Origin of the sequence: Lactococcus sp. S64 (assembly GCF_016516525.1) — a bacterium.
GTDB lineage: Bacteria > Bacillota > Bacilli > Lactobacillales > Streptococcaceae > Lactococcus > Lactococcus lactis.
This window is the reverse complement of record NZ_JACVUQ010000003.1, coordinates 192,114-209,459: the sequence shown is the minus strand read 5'-3', so window position 1 is coordinate 209,459 and position 17,346 is coordinate 192,114. Positions and strand designations below refer to the sequence as shown.

At 35.5% G+C, this 17,346-nt stretch carries 14 protein-coding genes and 1 riboswitch; of the genes, 11 read left to right on the top strand and 3 right to left on the bottom strand.

Translation table 11 applies throughout. From position 1 onward, the window contains the following. The first annotated feature begins 1 nt into the window (after nucleotide 1). The 8 genes from IAE51_RS05045 to dapA all read left to right on the top strand — a co-directional run bounded on the left by IAE51_RS05045 (nucleotide 2) and on the right by dapA (nucleotide 8,359). The gene (locus IAE51_RS05045; protein WP_200094879.1) at nucleotides 2-301 is read left to right on the top strand and encodes a PTS sugar transporter subunit IIB; all 300 of its coding nucleotides are present in this window, start codon (nucleotides 2-4) and stop codon (nucleotides 299-301) included. A 60-nt stretch (nucleotides 302-361) separates the two neighbouring features. Continuing rightward, a complete protein-coding gene (locus tag IAE51_RS05040) occupies nucleotides 362-1,747 on the top strand; it encodes a PTS ascorbate transporter subunit IIC (RefSeq protein ID WP_180259752.1) in 1,386 nt (461 codons plus the stop codon). Nucleotides 1,748-1,927: 180 nt separating this feature from the next. Next, complete coding sequence (gene tkt / locus IAE51_RS05035) at nucleotides 1,928-3,904, top strand: transketolase (RefSeq protein ID WP_200094876.1); 1,977 nt, start codon at nucleotides 1,928-1,930, stop codon at nucleotides 3,902-3,904. 94 nt (nucleotides 3,905-3,998) lie between these two features. Further along, complete coding sequence (locus IAE51_RS05030) at nucleotides 3,999-4,253, top strand: hypothetical protein (protein WP_003129418.1); 255 nt, start codon at nucleotides 3,999-4,001, stop codon at nucleotides 4,251-4,253. A gap of 371 nt (nucleotides 4,254-4,624) precedes the next feature. Continuing rightward, entirely contained in the window at nucleotides 4,625-5,488 is an 864-nt protein-coding gene (locus IAE51_RS05025; protein ID WP_003129417.1) for an MIP/aquaporin family protein, read from the top strand. A gap of 94 nt (nucleotides 5,489-5,582) precedes the next feature. Beyond that, entirely contained in the window at nucleotides 5,583-6,659 is a 1,077-nt protein-coding gene (locus IAE51_RS05020) for an aspartate-semialdehyde dehydrogenase (protein ID WP_129880964.1), read from the top strand. 10 nt (nucleotides 6,660-6,669) lie between these two features. Further along, entirely contained in the window at nucleotides 6,670-7,125 is a 456-nt protein-coding gene (locus IAE51_RS05015) for an NUDIX hydrolase (RefSeq protein WP_200094874.1), read from the top strand. Between the two features lie 64 nt (nucleotides 7,126-7,189). After that, nucleotides 7,190-7,365, top strand: a riboswitch (Lysine riboswitch). Nucleotides 7,366-7,465: 100 nt separating this feature from the next. Continuing rightward, the gene (dapA, locus tag IAE51_RS05010) at nucleotides 7,466-8,359 is read left to right on the top strand and encodes a 4-hydroxy-tetrahydrodipicolinate synthase (protein WP_003129414.1); all 894 of its coding nucleotides are present in this window, start codon (nucleotides 7,466-7,468) and stop codon (nucleotides 8,357-8,359) included. 39 nt (nucleotides 8,360-8,398) lie between these two features. Here the strand turns inward: dapA and IAE51_RS05005 are convergent, their stop codons facing one another. Continuing rightward, nucleotides 8,399-9,070, bottom strand: a complete 672-nt coding sequence (locus tag IAE51_RS05005; RefSeq protein WP_010906063.1) for an MgtC/SapB family protein — start codon at nucleotides 9,068-9,070, stop codon at nucleotides 8,399-8,401. 349 nt (nucleotides 9,071-9,419) lie between these two features. Here IAE51_RS05005 and IAE51_RS05000 point away from each other — a divergent pair, with 349 nt between their 5' ends. From IAE51_RS05000 to ffh, 3 genes are all read left to right on the top strand, one after another. Next, a complete protein-coding gene (locus IAE51_RS05000) occupies nucleotides 9,420-11,132 on the top strand; it encodes a ribonuclease J (protein ID WP_003129410.1) in 1,713 nt (570 codons plus the stop codon). Nucleotides 11,133-11,180: 48 nt separating this feature from the next. Then, nucleotides 11,181-14,387, top strand: coding sequence for a leucine-rich repeat domain-containing protein (locus IAE51_RS04995; RefSeq protein ID WP_200094873.1), 3,207 nt, complete (start codon nucleotides 11,181-11,183; stop codon nucleotides 14,385-14,387). A gap of 79 nt (nucleotides 14,388-14,466) precedes the next feature. Then, nucleotides 14,467-16,023, top strand: coding sequence for a signal recognition particle protein (gene ffh / locus IAE51_RS04990; RefSeq protein ID WP_003129408.1), 1,557 nt, complete (start codon nucleotides 14,467-14,469; stop codon nucleotides 16,021-16,023). Between the two features lie 26 nt (nucleotides 16,024-16,049). On the opposite strand, the gene IAE51_RS04985 is transcribed toward ffh, so the two are convergent. Then, on the bottom strand, nucleotides 16,050-16,592 hold the full coding sequence (locus tag IAE51_RS04985; protein WP_003129407.1) for a GNAT family N-acetyltransferase: 543 nt from the start codon (nucleotides 16,590-16,592) through the stop codon (nucleotides 16,050-16,052). Between the two features lie 82 nt (nucleotides 16,593-16,674). After that, a complete protein-coding gene (locus IAE51_RS04980; protein ID WP_200094872.1) occupies nucleotides 16,675-17,250 on the bottom strand; it encodes an NADPH-dependent F420 reductase in 576 nt (191 codons plus the stop codon). Nucleotides 17,251-17,346: the final 96 nt, after the last annotated feature.

Below are 17,346 nucleotides of genomic sequence, written 5' to 3'. Positions count from 1 at the left end.
TATGAAATTTGCATGTGTATGTCAATCTGGGTTAGGAACGAGTTTTATGGTTCAAATGAACATTCAGTCATTATTAGAAGAATCAGGAGTAAATATTGATAATTTCGAATTGGAGCATATGGATGTTGGGTCAGCAACACCAGATGCAGCGGATTATTTTTTTGTTGAGGCAACATTAGTATCTGCTCTTCCAAATATTCCCACAGAAAAAATTATGCCACTTCAGTCAATTACTGATAAAGAAGTTGCGCGTGAAGCACTTTATAAAGTGCTTGATGAAAATAACATAAGTCATCAATAAGAAAAAATAAATCGAATCTATAAAGTACAAAATTTTTCTAGACTAGAGGAGAAAAATAAAATGAATGGTATTTTAAACTTTATTGTATCAGTCGCAACTACTCCAGCGCTTTTAGTTGGATTAATTGCAATGTTGGGATTGATTTTGCAGAAAAAAACAGCAAGTACAGTTATCCAAGGTTCAATTAAAACATTTGCAGGTTTTTTGGTTTTGACTGGGGGTGCGGGGATATTAGTTACCTCATTGAATCCCTTTGCAACGATGTTTCAACATGTCTTTAATGCTAAGGGAGTTGTGCCATCCAATGAAGCGGTGGTTGCTTTAGCATTAGTGAAGTATGGAACACCCGCAGCCTTAATTATGATTGTGGGATTTATTGTCAATGTAATACTTGCACGTTTTACAAGATTTAAATATATTTTCTTGACTGGACAAGCAATGCTCTATGTATCAACAATGTCAGCTGTTGTACTTATTTCTGCTGGACTAGGAAATGGTTGGTTGACAATCTTGTTAGGAGGAATATTTGAAGGAACATTGCTGACAATCACACCCGCTCTAACTCAACGCTATATGCGGAAGATCACTAGTAATGATGGAGTTGCAATGGGCCATACTGGCAATATGGGCTATGCTCTATCCGGTTGGCTTGGAGAAAAATTTGGAAATAAGGATCCAGAAAAATCAACTGAAAAATTAAATATCCCTAAAAACCTTGGGTTTTTGAGAGATTCTACTGTTTCTATTTCTCTAGTAATGATGGTTGTCTATATTATTTTAGCTTTAATTGCAGGTCCTCGTTTTGTTGAAAGTCCAGCTTTGTCTGCTGGAACTAATTATATTGTCTATGCGGTCATTCAAGCAGGGACTTTTGCAGCAGGATTTGTGGTTGTTCTTCAAGGTGTTCGTATGATTTTGTCAGAAATTATTCCATCATTTCAAGGGATTGCTAAAAAGCTTGTTCCTAACTCCAAACCAGCATTAGATGTTCCAATAGTATTTCCTTATGCGCCCAATGCTGTTTTAATTGGATTTTTTGTCTCATTTATTGTTGGAGTTATTTCTATGCTAATAATGCTTGGCTTAGGAACAACTGTGATTATTCCTGGTGTTGTTGGCATCTTCTTTTGTGGAGGAGCAGCAGGAGTTTATGGCAATGCTTTTGGAGGTTTGCGTGGGGCGATTATCGGCTCAACGGCGAATGGAATACTGTTAGCTTGGGGTCCACTTTTAATTCTGCCTGCCTTAGGTTCGTTTGGAGCGAATTCTGCATCGACCTTTGCAGATTCAGATTATATTGTTTCAGGAGGATTGCTTGGGGTAATTGGCAAAGCTGGATCAATAGCATTAATTTCCTTTATAATAATTTTTCTCTTGATTGTATTAATGACGAGTTTGATTTTGAATAGAAGAGATAAAATTAATTCAAAAAGCAAAGAATTATAATTGAAAAAATAAATTTTTTGAAGATTTATAAAACAGGTCAACCGCAACCTTTCCCACCAAAATTAAAAAGATTTTCATATAAAAACATAAAAAAAGAAAAAAATTTTAATTTCAGAGAATGAAAACCGTTTCTAACTTGTGTTATAATGTGAGTATAAATAAAAAATATGGAGAAATCTTATGTTTGATACTACTGATCAATTGGCTGTAAATACGATTCGTACTCTATCATTAGATGCGATTCAAAAAGCAAATTCAGGACATCCTGGACTTCCAATGGGCTCTGCACCAATGGCTTATGTACTTTGGAGCAAATTTCTTAATGTGAACCCTAAGACAAGTCGTAAATGGTCAAATCGTGACCGTTTTGTCTTGTCTGCTGGTCATGGTTCTGCAATGTTATATAGTTTATTACATTTGGCAGGTTATAATGTAACGACTGATGATTTAAGAGGTTTCCGTCAATGGCAATCAAAAACACCGGGACATCCAGAAGTTAATCATACAGATGGTGTTGAAGCAACAACAGGTCCTTTAGGACAAGGAATTGCCAATGCTGTCGGAATGGCAATGGCTGAAGCACATTTAGCAGCACAATACAATAAACCTGGTTTTGATATTGTTGACCATTACACTTACGCCTTAAATGGTGATGGTGATTTGATGGAAGGTGTTTCACAAGAAGCAGCTTCACTTGCAGGTAAATTGAAACTTGGTAAATTGATTCTTTTCTATGATTCAAATAATATTTCTCTAGATGGTGACTTATCTATGTCATTTATTGATGATATTCAAAAACGTTTTGAATCATATGGCTGGCAACATTTATTGGTAAAAGATGGAAATGATTTAGAAGAAATCGCAGCAGCTGTTGAAGTGGCTAAAGCTGAAAAATCTAAACCAACAATCATTGAAGTTAAAACAGTCATTGGTTTTGGTGCCGAAAAACAAGGAACTTCAGCAGTTCACGGAGCTCCTCTTGGAGCTGAAGGTGTTGCATTTGCCAAGAAAGCATATGGTTGGGATTATCCTGAATTTACAGTTCCTGAAGAAGTATCAAAACGCTTTTTAGAAACGACAGTTGCGCGTGGTGAAGCGATGGAGCAAGTATGGCGCAGTACTTTTGATGATTATTCTGAAAAATACCCTGAGCTTGCTGAGCAATACGCAAAAGCTTTTGAAAATGAAACGCCAGAGCTTACTTTGACCAAGCATGAAATGGAAACAAGCAAGGCCAGCCGTGTAACTTCACAAGAAGCTATCCAAGAATTATCAGCTCAAATGCCAAATCTTTGGGGTGGGTCTGCTGACCTTTCGGCTTCAAATAATACAATGGTTAAAGTTGAAGAAGACTTCATGCCAGATAACTATGCTGGACGTAATATTTGGTTTGGTGTACGTGAATTTGCAATGGGAGCCATTATGAATGGGATTGCTTTGCATGGTGGAACTCGTGTCTATGGCGGAACATTCTTCGTCTTCTCAAACTACATGCTTCCTTCTGTTCGGATGGCTGCTCTACAAAGCTTACCAGTTACTTATGTTTGGACACATGATTCCATTGCTGTTGGGGAAGATGGTCCAACTCACGAACCTGTTGAACAATTAGCTTCTGTTCGCTCAATTCCTAATTTGGATGTAATTCGTCCAGCTGATGGAAATGAAGTAGTGGCTGCATGGCGTCGTGCTGCATCAAGTAAAAGCCGTCCAACCGCACTTATTTTGACTCGTCAAAATCTTCCAGTTTTACCTGATACTTACGAATTAGCTGAAGAAGGTCTGAATCGTGGAGCTTATATTCTTTCAAAAGAAGAAGGAAAACTTGAAGGAATCATCATTGCGACTGGTTCAGAAGTAGCATTAGCTCTTGAAGCTAAGAAGACTTTGGGTTCTGGCATTCGTGTCGTTTCAATGCCTTCAATGAATATTTTTGACGAACAAGAAGCAGCTTATCGCGAAGAAATTTTACCAAAAGCTGTAAGACGTCGTTTAGCGATTGAAGCTGGTACAAGTTACGGATGGGGTAAATATGTTGGACTTGATGGTGCAACAGTTACAGTAGATACTTGGGGCGCTTCGGCACCAGCAAATATCGTTCTTCCGGCTTACGGATTTACTGCTGAAAATGTAGTTAAAGCATACAAAGAGCTTGACTAATATTGAAAAAGGAGTTCTGATTTTTTGTCAGAGCTCTTTTGATTACAAACAAGTCTGTCAGTAAATTTTAATTAAAAAATAGAAAGGAACTAAGATGGGGATTTTACTTGCAATTATTGTGGGAGTAGCTTCAATTTTGAACTTAATGTATGGACAAAATCAGCCAATCCAATATTTACTGACGGTTCTGTCAGTAATATCTTTAATCATTTATCGTGGGAAAAGAACTAAAAGGGTTCATTATAATGGATATGGTCAGAATTACTTTACGATAGGATTTACTATTTGTATCCTTAGTTTTGTGGGAACGGTAGGAATTTTGATTGGCTTCTTGTTTCATTTAGCATAATATGTTAAAATTTAACTATGCGATGAGTCGAATAATTCTACTTTGTAGAATTTCGAAGCTAAGGAATACTGGGAAATTGGGTTTTCCGCGCAGGAAGCGTGAGTATTTGTCAAATTGTGTGAACCTTTTTGACACACTTTTAGTGCCTTTAAAAGTCCTCGAAAGAGGGCTTTTTTTACGTAACGATTAAAATAATTAATAAAAAAATCTTGTTATAATCAGATGAATACAATGCCGAAAAAAATTCAAAACAATCTATTGTAGGAGTTAATCATATTTTCAATGTTATTATTAGCAAGAGTTAAGAAAAATATGATAAAATTGAAGTGTCAACATCTTTATATATTTTTTAAAATAGAAAGGAAATTATCATGGATGTTTCATGGATGACAAAATATATTGCTGAGGGATTGGGAACTATGCTTCTCGTCTTGCTTGGTAATGGTACAATTGCTGGGGTAACCCTCAAAGGCTCTAAAAATGAGGGCATGGGTGGTCTTGCAATTGCATGGGGATACGGAATTGCGATTTTAGTTCCTGTACTTGCTTTTGCAAATGTTTCAGGTGCACATATTAACCCAGCAATTACAATTGGACTCGCTTCAGCTGGTTATTTCCCTTGGGCACATGTTGCACAATATATTTTGGCACAACTTATTGGTGCAATTATTGGTCAATTACTTGTTGTAGCGATTTATAAAGAATACTTCGCTAAAACTAATGACGGAGCAATTTCTTTAGGCGCTTTTTCAACAACTAACGCTTTGGATAATGGTTCAAATCGTGGAAAAGCAATTTTCAACGGATTTATCAATGAAGTAATCGGAATGTTTGTATTTGTTTTCGGAATTCTCAGTTTTACAACGAACTTCTTTGGTGCAGAATCAATCAAATGGATGACAAGCTACGCTCAACAACAAGGAGCTGATGTTACAGCGAATGCAACAGTAAGCCAAATTTGGGCTTCTGTTTCAGGCGCTTCATCATCTAAAATGATTGGTGCGCTTGCTATTGGTTTAATGTTTGTTGGTTTGGTTACAGCATTTGGTGGACCAACTGGTGCAGCATTGAATCCAGCACGTGACCTTGGTCCTCGTATCGTTTATAGTTTCTTACCACAATCAGTTGTTGGTGAAAATAAAGACGCTAAATGGTGGTACGCTTGGGTTCCAGTTGTTGCCACAATCGTTGGTGCAGTAATAGCAGCTACAGTCTTTAAACTTATGTTTAAATAAAAACAAAAATTTCTGTCGAAAGGCAGATTTTTTCTTGCCCTTATAACTTAAAAGCGCTATAATAATTATAATTTACTGAAAAGGACAGACAATTATGACACAATATAATATCGCCGTCGTTGGTGTTACTGGTGCCGTGGGTACACGTATGCTTGAACAATTAGAAGAATCTACACTTCCTATAGAAACCGTACGTGCGCTTGCAAGTAAACGTTCGGCAGGAAAAATTGTTGAATTTAAGGGGCAAGAGCTTGTTGTAGAAGAATTGACTGAGGATAGTTTTGAAGGTATTGATATTGCTCTTTTTTCAGCCGGAGGCTCAGTATCAGAAAAATATGCCCCTTATGCTGTAAAAGCTGGAGCTGTTGTCGTAGATAACACCTCATTTTTCCGTCAAAACCCTAATGTCCCCTTGGTTGTTCCAGAAGTTAATGCACATGCTTTGGAAAAACACAATGGAATAATTGCCTGTCCTAATTGCTCAACGATTCAAATGATGGTTGCTTTAGAGCCGATTCGTCAAGCTTATGGGCTTGAGCGAGTAATTGTCAGCACTTATCAAGCGGTCTCTGGTGCGGGTCAATCAGCAATTAATGAAACAAATCGTGAACTCCAAGAAGCACTTGGTGGAAAAGCACTGACAGAATTGTCAGCAGAAATTTTACCGTCTGCTGGAGATAAAAAACATTATCCAATTGCTTACAATGCGCTTGCACAAATTGATGTATTTACTGACAACGATTATACTTATGAAGAAATGAAAATGACAAATGAAACCAAGAAAATCATGGAAGATGATTCAATTGCGGTTTCGGCAACTTGTGTCAGAATTCCAGTTCTTTACGGTCATTCTGAGTCAGTTTATGTTGAAACGAAAAAAGTAGCAGACATTGATGAGGTTAAACGTTTGATTTCTGAATTCCCAGGAGCTGTTTTAGAAGATGATGTTGCTCATCAAATTTATCCACAAGCCATTAATTCAGTTGGTCGTCGTGAAACTTTTGTGGGTCGTATTCGCCGTGATTTGGATGCAGCAAATGGGATTCATCTTTGGGTAGTTTCTGACAATTTACTCAAAGGAGCAGCTTGGAATTCTGTTCAAATCGCTGAAACGCTACATGAGCGTGGCTTAGTTAGACCAACTCATGAGTTAAAATTTGAACTGAAATAAGGTCTGTTAAATGAGTTATATCAGTAAAATTCGTGAAAAAATTGGCCATGAGCTTTTGATTTATCTGGGAGCAGGCGTTATTGTCTATTCTGATGAAAAAATCCTCTTACAAAAACGTAAAGATAACGGAACTTGGGCTTTACATGCGGGTGGCATAGAAGTTGGTGAAGAACTTGAGGAAACTGCTCGCCGAGAATTATTTGAAGAAACGGGACTAAAAGCAGGTAAACTTGAGCTTTTAGGAATTTATTCAGGACAAGACCGTTTTATAACTTATCCCAATATGGACCAAGTTTATATGCCAGGCCTTTATTATATTTGTCGAGATTTCACAGGGAGTTTAAGACCACAAATGAGTGAAGTTGATGAGCTGAAATGGTTTAAATTTAAAGAAATTCCAAAAAATATTCATGAGCCAAATCGCCGTGTTATCGAAGATTTCATCCAATTAATTGCGAAAGAATAATAAACTAGACTGTATAAAAATAAAATTTTTGACCTCGTTTACTAAAGTATGCTATAATAGGTCAAACAAAATTAGAGGTTGCGAAGACGAAGAAGTTAGTGGAGCGGTGAACGCACTGAAGCTGATGGCGGCGTTCTTTGCCGAAAGAAAAATTGTCACAAAATTTTTCTTGGGCTGTGTGGTTAAATCCTACAGACTGTCTTTCTGTCAGTACTGACAGAAGGGGGAGCTAATCAAAATAATTTTTGACGAACTTTTGAGAACCTCTTTTGCATAAAAAGAGGTTCTTTTTGACCTCTTGACAAGAGCTTGTCAGTAAGCTCACACATAAGGAGAAATTATGTCAGCAAAAGAAACAATTGAAAAATTACAAAATGCACGTATCATCACGGCCCTAGTGACCCCTTTTAAAGAAAATGGCCAAATTAATTTTGGAGCATTTCCTAAGCTCATTGAGGATTTACTTGCTAATCATACGGAAGGCCTTATCTTAGCTGGAACAACGGCTGAATCGCCTACTCTTACTCATGATGAAGAATTGGCAATTTTTGCTGCGGTTAATAAAATAGTGGATGGCCGTATTCCATTGATTGCAGGTGTTGGGACTAATGACACACGTGATTCGGTTGAATTTGTCAAAGAAGTTGCTGAACTTGGTTACATCGATGCGGGACTTGCAGTGACTCCTTATTACAACAAGCCTTCTCAAGAAGGAATTTATCAACATTTTAAAGCCATTGCTACTGCGAGTGATTTGCCAATTATTTTGTATAATATTCCAGGAAGGGTGGTCACTGAAATTCAGGTAGAGACCATCTTACGATTAGCAGAACTGGAAAATGTAATTGCCATCAAAGAATGTACAAATACTGATAATCTGGCTTATCTCATTGAAAAGCTACCCAAAGACTTTTTAGTTTATACTGGAGAAGATGGGCTAGCTTTTCACACTAAAGCTTTGGGAGGTCAGGGTGTAATCTCGGTTGCCAGTCATATCCTAGGTCAAGAATTTTTTGAAATGTTTGCAGAAATAGACCAGGGCTCTATTCAAAAAGCAGCGGCTATCCAAAGAAAAATATTACCCAAAATAAATGCACTTTTTAGTGTCACAAGTCCGGCTCCAATCAAAACGGTTTTGAATGCAAAAGGATATGAAGTTGGTGGCTTACGTTTACCACTTGTAGCTTGTACTACTGAGGAAAGTAAAATAATTCTTGAAAAAATTGGAAATTAAAAAATACCCTTTTAGGGTATTTTTCTTTATAAAAGTAGGTCAATATTCAATTGATTTAATCTTATCATTCGATTCCAAAAGACTCATTAACGAAGCGACTTCATAAGCTTTTGGTAAGTTCAAATATAGCTCTGTTTTTAAAGAATTATTTGATTTTTTTTCAACTTTTATACTAAGAATTTTGACATCTTCCTCTTTCAGCTGTTGTTGCAACAGTTGAAGCCCTTCAAAATCTTCTAATTGAAGAATAAGATGATCGCTCGTCGCTGATTTTATCCATCGATAATTTTGGTGTAAAATAATTTGAAAAAGTAAAATAAGTAAAGTAGCTACAATACCTATAAAATATAATCCAGAACCGATAGCCATCCCAATACCAGAAGTTGCCCAAATTCCAGCCGCAGTAGTCAATCCATTAACGGATTGATTGTGAACAAAAATCATTCCAGCTCCTAAAAAGCCAATACCACTTACAATTTGAGCCGCAATTCTGGAAGGATCAAGATTGACTCCATGAGTACTGATGATGTCCATAAAACCATATTTTGAGACAATAATCATTAAAGCAGCACTCAACGCAACAATTAAATGAGTACGTGTGCCAGCATTTTTGGAACGGCTATTTCTTTCATAACCAATGGCATATCCACATACCCCAGCTAATATTAATCGAATTAACCAATCAAGTTGTGTTAAGAAAGTAATCTGCATAAAATTTCCTCCTTGTTATTTAAAACTTACCTTCCATTATATCGCTATTTTGATTAGAAAAAAAGTAAGACCCATAAAAAATGAAACTGACTTGCTTTTTTACTTGCTTTGGGTTAAACTTATATTAGTGTATTCTCGGTAGAGATTGGAATGCCAATCTCTTTTATTTTAATTCTAAGTAGAATTATCTTTTCAATATCGCTTGTCCCACTCGACCGATTTCGAGAGTGAATATGGCAAGGAAATTGCTAAAAACAGGACTGTAAATTTACTGACAGAATTTGTCAATAACTTACAGATTCTTTTTATATCGAAAAAATTATAAATTACACTGACAAGAAAGGTTTTTATGTCTAATATTAAAATCACTCCATTAGGTGGTGTGCGTGAATTTGGTAAGAACATGTATTTAGTTGAGGTTGAAGAGCAAATTTTTGTGCTTGATGCAGGACTTAAATATGCTGAAATGGATCAACTTGGTGTTGACTTTGTTATTCCTGATATTACATATCTTTTAGAAAATGCGGATCGTGTCGCAGGAATTTTCTTGACTCACGGACATGCTGATTCAATTGGGGCTTTGCCTTATATCGTTTCTGAATTAAAAGTTCCTGTTTTTGGTTCAGAATTAACAATCGAACTTGCAAAAATTAATGTCAAAAATTATGCTGACAGTCGCAAATTCAACGATTTTCATGTTGTAACTGAAGATACAGAAATTGATTTTGGTAAAGCCGTCATTTCATTCTTCTCAACAACACATACAATTCCAGAAAGCTTAGGAATTGTTATTTCTACAAATGACGGAAACATTGTTTATACAGGTGATTTCCGTTTTGATCCAGCTGTTGCAAAAGGCTATCGTACCAATATGCGCCGATTGGCTGAAATTGGAAATAGCGGAGTCCTTGCTTTACTTTCGTCATCACCAAACGCTTTGTCAACAATGCAATCTGCTAGCGAGCATGAAATTTATGAAAAAATTTATGACTATATTGATGACAACGAAGGACGGGTCATTATTGCTTGTAACGCGGGTAATTTAGGACGTATTCAACAAACGATTGATGCTGCCATTAAACTTGGGCGTCGTGTTGCTTTTACAGGCGAAGATATGGATCAAATCATCGAAACAGCAACTCGTCTTAACAAATTACAAATTGTTGATAAAAAATCAATTATTAAACCAGCAGAAATTAAAAAATATGCTGATAATGAGTTAGTTATTTTAGAAACAGGACGAATGGGTGAACCACTTAAATCTCTTGGAGACATGGCTCATCGTCGTCATAAATACGTTAAAATTAAAGATGGAGATTTAGTACTTGCTGTTACAAGTCCATCTGTCTCTTATGAAACAACAATTGCTCGTATTGAAAATGAAATCTATAAAGCTGGCGGAGTCATGAAAATGTTGGCTTCAGATTTGAAAATATCTGGTCACGCGAATGCTCGTGATTTGCAATTCTTACTTGATATCTTCCGTCCAAAAAATTTGATTCCAATCCAAGGGGAGTATCGTGAACTTAGTGCCCATGCTGATTTAGCAATGGAAATGGACATTTTACCAGAACATATCTTTATCGCTAAACGTGGCGAAACAGTCAGTTTGGAAAATGGAGACATGATCCCATCTGGTGTTATTCAAGCTGAAAATGTTATGATTGACGGTTCAGGAGTTGGAGATATCGGTTCAGTTGTTTTACGTGACCGTAAAGTGCTATCAGAAGATGGTATTTTCATTGCCGTTATCACAATTTCTAAGACTGAACGTAAAATCGTCAGCAAATCTCGTGTTCACACTCGTGGTTTTGTTTATGTTAAAACTTCACGTGATTTGATGCGTGAAGCTGGTGAGTTGGTCAACGAAACTGTTGATAAATATCTTTCTGGAAAAGAATTTGATTGGGCAGAAATCAAAGGTTCTATCCGTGATGCTCTTGGAAAATTTTTATACGAGCAAACAAAACGTAAACCAGTGATTCTTCCAGTAGTTATGGAAGCACGTCAACCTCAAGATTTAAATAAACGTTACACTAAAAAAAATCATAATAAAAAATAAAAGTTACAAAACCTCCATTTTTTCGTATAGAAAGTTAGGAGGTTTTTTATGTCTCAAAAATCAATAAAGAAAATAACGATGACTGTTGGAGTAGGATTACTGACAGCCACTCTTAATCCCACATTTTTGAATCATCAGTTGCTGACAGAATTACCGGTGGAGGCCACGACAAGTAAAATTACATATACTGATGAGCAAAAAATTACTTACAACCTTGATAAAGTTTCACTGACAGCTGAAGTTGCCTCCTATGCTGGCTTAGCGGGAGCTGATATTGTAATTCCAGATATCATTGTAAATAACGGTCAAACCTATGCAATAACATCAATTGGAACTTATGCATTTTCAAATAGTGGAATTCGTTCGGTTATTATCGGAAATAATGTTGTAGATATTAATACTAGTGCCTTTCAAACAACAACAGCTTTTCCTGACTATTATAAGAAATCACTGACAAAAGTAATTTTAGGAGCAAAAGTCCAAAATATAAAAACAGATGCTTTTGCTGGAAACGCCATAAGTAGTATAGAATTTCCAAATTCTGTCCTAAAGATTGCGACAAGAGCTTTTGCAAATAATAATTTAACAGAACTTTCATTGGGTTCAAATATCACAGAAATTATGGCCAAAGCCTTTCAAAGTAACCAAATCACTACAATAGAATTTGCTGATGAATCATTGACAATAGTAGATTCAGCGGCCTTTTCTGGGAGTCCCGTTCAAAGCTTGACTTTGGGAATTGGAGTGACTTTGGCTGATGACGTATTCAATAAAACGAGTCCTTTATTTGGTCAGTTATCAGATTTACCGACAGATGGAATTCGGACAATTTCTGTCAATTCTAGTGGTCTTTTTGATAAAAGTTGGATAAATTCTGACAGTTCACAATCGACTTCTGTGAGTACAGAAAATGCAGATACAACCCCTGTCTCTTCTTCCAATTCAGTAGAGCAAGTTGATGTTGCCAGTTCAGAATCGACACAAGAGGCAAATTCGGCTTCACTCTATCCAATATCTGAAGCGAGTAGTGTTACAGATAATACTTTAAATTCAATCTCTTCTTTAGACAGTAGTATTTCTAGCTCACAAACAGAGAATAGTCAGTCAGGAGCTTCCAGTACAGCAGAAATCAGTTATGATTCAGAAAACTCAAATAGTTTGTCTTCTTCAAACCAAGTCAATTCCAATTCAAATAGTGAAAATGATTCAAACCAATCCTCATTAGGTTCAAGTATATCCTCTAACGAAGAAAGTGAGCATTCTAATTCTTCCAATATCAACGAAACGAATAATAGTTCAGAAATAACCAATATTTTACCATCATCAAATCCGGCAGAAAGTAATTCAGAATCAGATCAAACAAGTTCTGAAGCTTCAACCAATTCAAATAGTAGTATCAGTTTATCTCCTTCAAACATAAGTTCGACTTCTGATTCAGAATCAGCAACTAATTCGTCAGATTTTTCTAATGTAGCAGAAGTAGCTAATAATTCCTTAGCTTCCGTAAACAATAGTTCAAGTTCAGTTTTATCCAGTACAAGCACAGCAGATAATTTAGAAATCAATCCATCTGGTTCTGATAATCTTACAAAGGATAGCTCGGAAATATCTACTTCAGGAGCCTTTTTGTCTTCAAATCAAACAAGTTCTGAAGCTTCAAGCAATTCAAATAGTAGTATCAGTTTATCCCCCTCAAACATAAGTTCGACTTCTGTTTTGGAATCAACAACTAGTTCGTCAAATTTCTCTAATGTAGCAGAAGTAGCTAATAATTCCTTAGCCTCCGTAAACAATAATTTAAGTTCAGTTTTATCCAGTACAAGCACAGTTGATAATTTAGGAATAAATCAATCTAGTTCTGATAATCTTACAAAGGATAGCACGGAAATATCTACTTCAGGAGCCGTTTCGACTTCAAATCAAACAAGTTCTGAAGTTTCAAGCAATTCAATGAGCAGTATAAATTCACCATCATCAAGTATGAGCTTAACTTCCAACTCAGAATTAGCAACTAATCAGTCTAATTCTTGCGAAGCAACAGAAGTATATAATAATTCATCAACTCATTCTTCAGATCTTTTAAATAGTGGTTCAAATGATAGTTTAGATTCAGATTCAGATTCTTCAAACCTTAGTAGTAGCCCTAATTTGGAAACGAATCAAACTATTTCGTCCAAACCAAGTGAAGTAAATAATATATCAGAAAAACCTAAGAAAGTTTCTTCTTCAAATTCAGTTCAAGAAAACTCAACAGACCATGAGATGTCTACTAACCCAAAAAGTAGCATAAGTTCACCTATCAGCACAACTTCTAGCTCACAACAAAAAGAGAGTCAGTCGAATCTACTTAATACAACAGTAGGAATCAACAATCCGATAACTTTTAATAATTCGTCATCAGAAAATTTTGCTGCCTCTAATCTAACTAGTTATTCAAATAATAATCCAGAATCATCAGAATCAAGATATTTAAATATATCTAATGAGGCACAAAGAGACAATCATTCAGAAATTTCTTATAGTTTGCCATCTTCAAATTTAAATGAAAACAACACGTCTTCTATACAATCACAGGTAATTTTAGAAAGCTCTAAAAGCTCAACAAATAAGAGAAGTTCATTATTATCAATTATAAACTCAACTTCTCACCCACAAAAAGAAGATCATCAGTCAAATTCTTCTGATGAAGTAAAATCAAATAATAATATAGAGTCAATTTTAGGTCAATTAAATTCCATAAGTAACAAAACTCATGTGAATTCTTTGACTAGCCAAAAACTATCAGTAAGTTACACCTTACCAAGCAAATCGAAAGTGATGAATGAAAAAAATAAAAATTCAAATATAATAAGCGAAGAAAAACTCATCAGAACTCCTCAAAAAAATGATGAAAGTCAAAATTTAGGACAAATAACTGCTCTTGACTTATCTTTTAACAAAGAAGTAGAGACTATGGAAGATTCTAAAACAGTTCCAGATAAAGTTCTAGATAATGAAAATGGTGATCGGAGTCAAAATAATAAAACGAGTACTATTGCTAAAGATAAAAATAAAGTTTTTTTCAAAAGGTCTGAATTTAATTCTAAAATACTTGATAGCGACAATAATATTTTAAAGAAAACTGTTCTTTTAAAAAAACATGGTCTTATAAGTGACAATCTTCTCATTGGACTAATAACAATTTTAGGAGCTTGTTTTATTTTCATATTTATATTATTTAAAAAGAAAAAAAGAGTGAAAAAAGATATCGACTAGAACTTTTGATGTATTCAATTTTAGCTAAAGAAATGTTATAATGAAGTAATCGTAAAAAAATAGAATTGGATTATAAAATATGGCATTTGAAAACTTAACTGAACGCTTACAAAACGTTTTTAAAAATCTACGTGGAAAGAAAAAAATTACTGAGACAGACGTCACAGAAATTACAAAAGAAATCCGAGTTGCTCTCCTTGAAGCCGACGTTGCTCTCCCAGTTGTCAAGAAGTTTATTAAGGCAATCCGTGAACGAGCTGTCGGTGTTGAAGTATCAGAAGCATTAAACCCAGCTCAACAAGTAATTAAAATTGTTGATGAAGAATTAACAGCTATTTTGGGTGGTGGCGAAGCTGAATTACTTAAATCTCCTAAAATTCCAACAATTATCATGATGGTTGGGTTGCAAGGGGCAGGTAAAACAACCTTTGCTGGTAAACTTGCCAAAAAACTCAAAGAAGAGCAAAATGCTCGCCCTTTAATGATTGCAGCCGACGTTTATCGTCCAGCAGCGATTGACCAATTAAAAACCTTAGGTGAACAGCTTGAAATTCCTGTCTATGATGAAGGAACTGCTGAAAAACCAGTTAATATTGTTCGTAATGGTCTTTTAAAAGCTCAAGAAGAACGTAAAGACTATGTTTTGATTGATACTGCAGGTCGTCTTGAAATTGACGACACTTTAATGAACGAATTGCAAGAGATTAAAGCACTTGCTGAACCAACTGAAATTTTGCTTGTTGTTGATGCAATGACTGGTCAAGTTGCAGCACAAGTTGCCAAGACTTTTGATGAAAAATTGGACATTACAGGTGTGATTATCACTAAACTTGATGGTGATACACGTGGTGGTGCGGCATTATCAATCCGTGAAATTACAGGAAAACCAATTAAATTTACAGGGACTGGTGAAAAATTAACAGACCTTGAAGTTTTCTATCCTGATCGAATGAGTTCACGAATTCTTGGAATGGGTGATATGCTCACCTTAATTGAGAAGGCTCAAGCAAATTATGACGAAGAACAATCAGCAAAACTCGCTGAAAAAATGGCTGAAAACCGTTTTGATTATGAGGACTTTGTTGAACAACTTGATCAAGTGACAAATATGGGACCAATGGAAGATATTATGAAAATGATTCCAGGAATGTCACAAATGCCTGGTTTAGATAAGGTTAAAGTTGATCCTAAGGATGTTGCCAGAAAACGAGCAATGGTCTTGTCAATGACGCCGGCAGAACGTCATTTAGAGGCTGAACTGTCACCAGCCCGTCGTCGTCGGATTGCCGCAGGTTCTGGAAATTCATTTATTGAAGTAAATAAATTCATTAAGCAATTCAATCAGTCCAAAGAAATGATGCAAGGAATCATGAATGGTGATATGAATGCTATGATGCAAAAAATGATGGGTGGAGCCGGTGGACAAATGCCGAATATGCCTGCGGGTTCTGGAATGCCCGATATGTCATCTTTGGGTGATTTACAAGGGATGATGGGTAATGGTTCAGCAAATGGGATGCCCGATATGAGTTCTATGTTTGGTGGTGGTTTAAAAGGTAAAGCAACTGAGTTTGCTATGAAACAAGCCATGAAACGTGCTCAAAAGAAAATGAAAAAAGGTAAGAAAAAACGCTAAATAAAAACAGGAGTTCTCCTGTTTTTTTATTTAACCGCTTTTTCTCTTTGAGTATATTCGGATTTAAGAATCCCCATAAAGTAGCTATCATGATATCTACCGCCAGCAAAGAATTGTTCCTTAATCGTTCCTTCAATTTTGAATCCTAATTTTTTATAGATATGAACAGCAGGAGCATTATCAATATCTACCCATAAATAAACTTTATGCATATTTAGAGTATTGAAAGCATAGTCAACACCTGTTTTTAACGCTTTTTGAGCGTAGCCTTTTCCAGAAAAACCTGAAATGATAATGATTTGAATTTCGCAGGTACGATGAATGTAATCAATAGACATAAGTTCCACAATTCCAATAAAAGTATCATTGGCTTCAATTACAAAGCGACGTTCAGTATTATCATGGATATGTTTATCATAAAGACTGGTTAACTCGTCTAGTGATTCATAAGGTTCTTCAAACCATAGCCGCATTGTTTCAGCTTTATTATTGATGATATGAATATTTTTTAAATCTGTTCGTTCCAATGCTCTGATTTTCATTGTTGGTTCATTTGTTAATGTAGTCATTATTCTACTCCTTGATGATATTTCTTTATAAAATAAAAAAGCCTTGTTATTTAATTATAACAAGACTTAAATTTTTAAGCGACTATTTGAAAATTCCAAAACCACCGTCCCAAGAAATTTTTTCAGAAGCAGCTAAAGTAATTTGCAGAAAACCAATAGCTTCTAGTTCGCGAGCCCTTTTTAGTGAACCAGCGTCTAATAGACTCAAACCACTATTTTCAAGAGATTTAATAATGGTTTCTTTTGCTTCCTGACTATCACTAGCGAGTAAAACTGTTGTTTGATGTTCATTTGCCACTTTTTTTGTTGCCAATGTATCGGAAAAAGTCGTATTAAAAGCCTTAACAATCATTGAATTTGGGAGTTGTTTAGCAATGAGAGCCGCAGCAGAAGTATCCGAAGGCACTAATAGACTATCAAATGTTGTGAAATCAACGGGATTTGTAATATCGATAATTATTTTTCCTTGTAAATCAGTCGAATATTCTTGGATGATTCCGGCAATTGCGACATAAGGAACAGCTAAAACAACAATTTCACCCAATTCTGTTTTAGATGAGTTTGATAAGATATAGTTGACTTTATTACCAGATGAACTAAAACTATCACCGATTGCTTTTCCCATTTTTCCTTTACCAAAAATACTAATTGTTGCCATAGTCTTCCTCCTCTAAGATTGATATTGTTATTAATTTGATTATATCATTGAAAAAATGAAATCTATAGCAATATACCTTGCAAAAATCAAGTGATT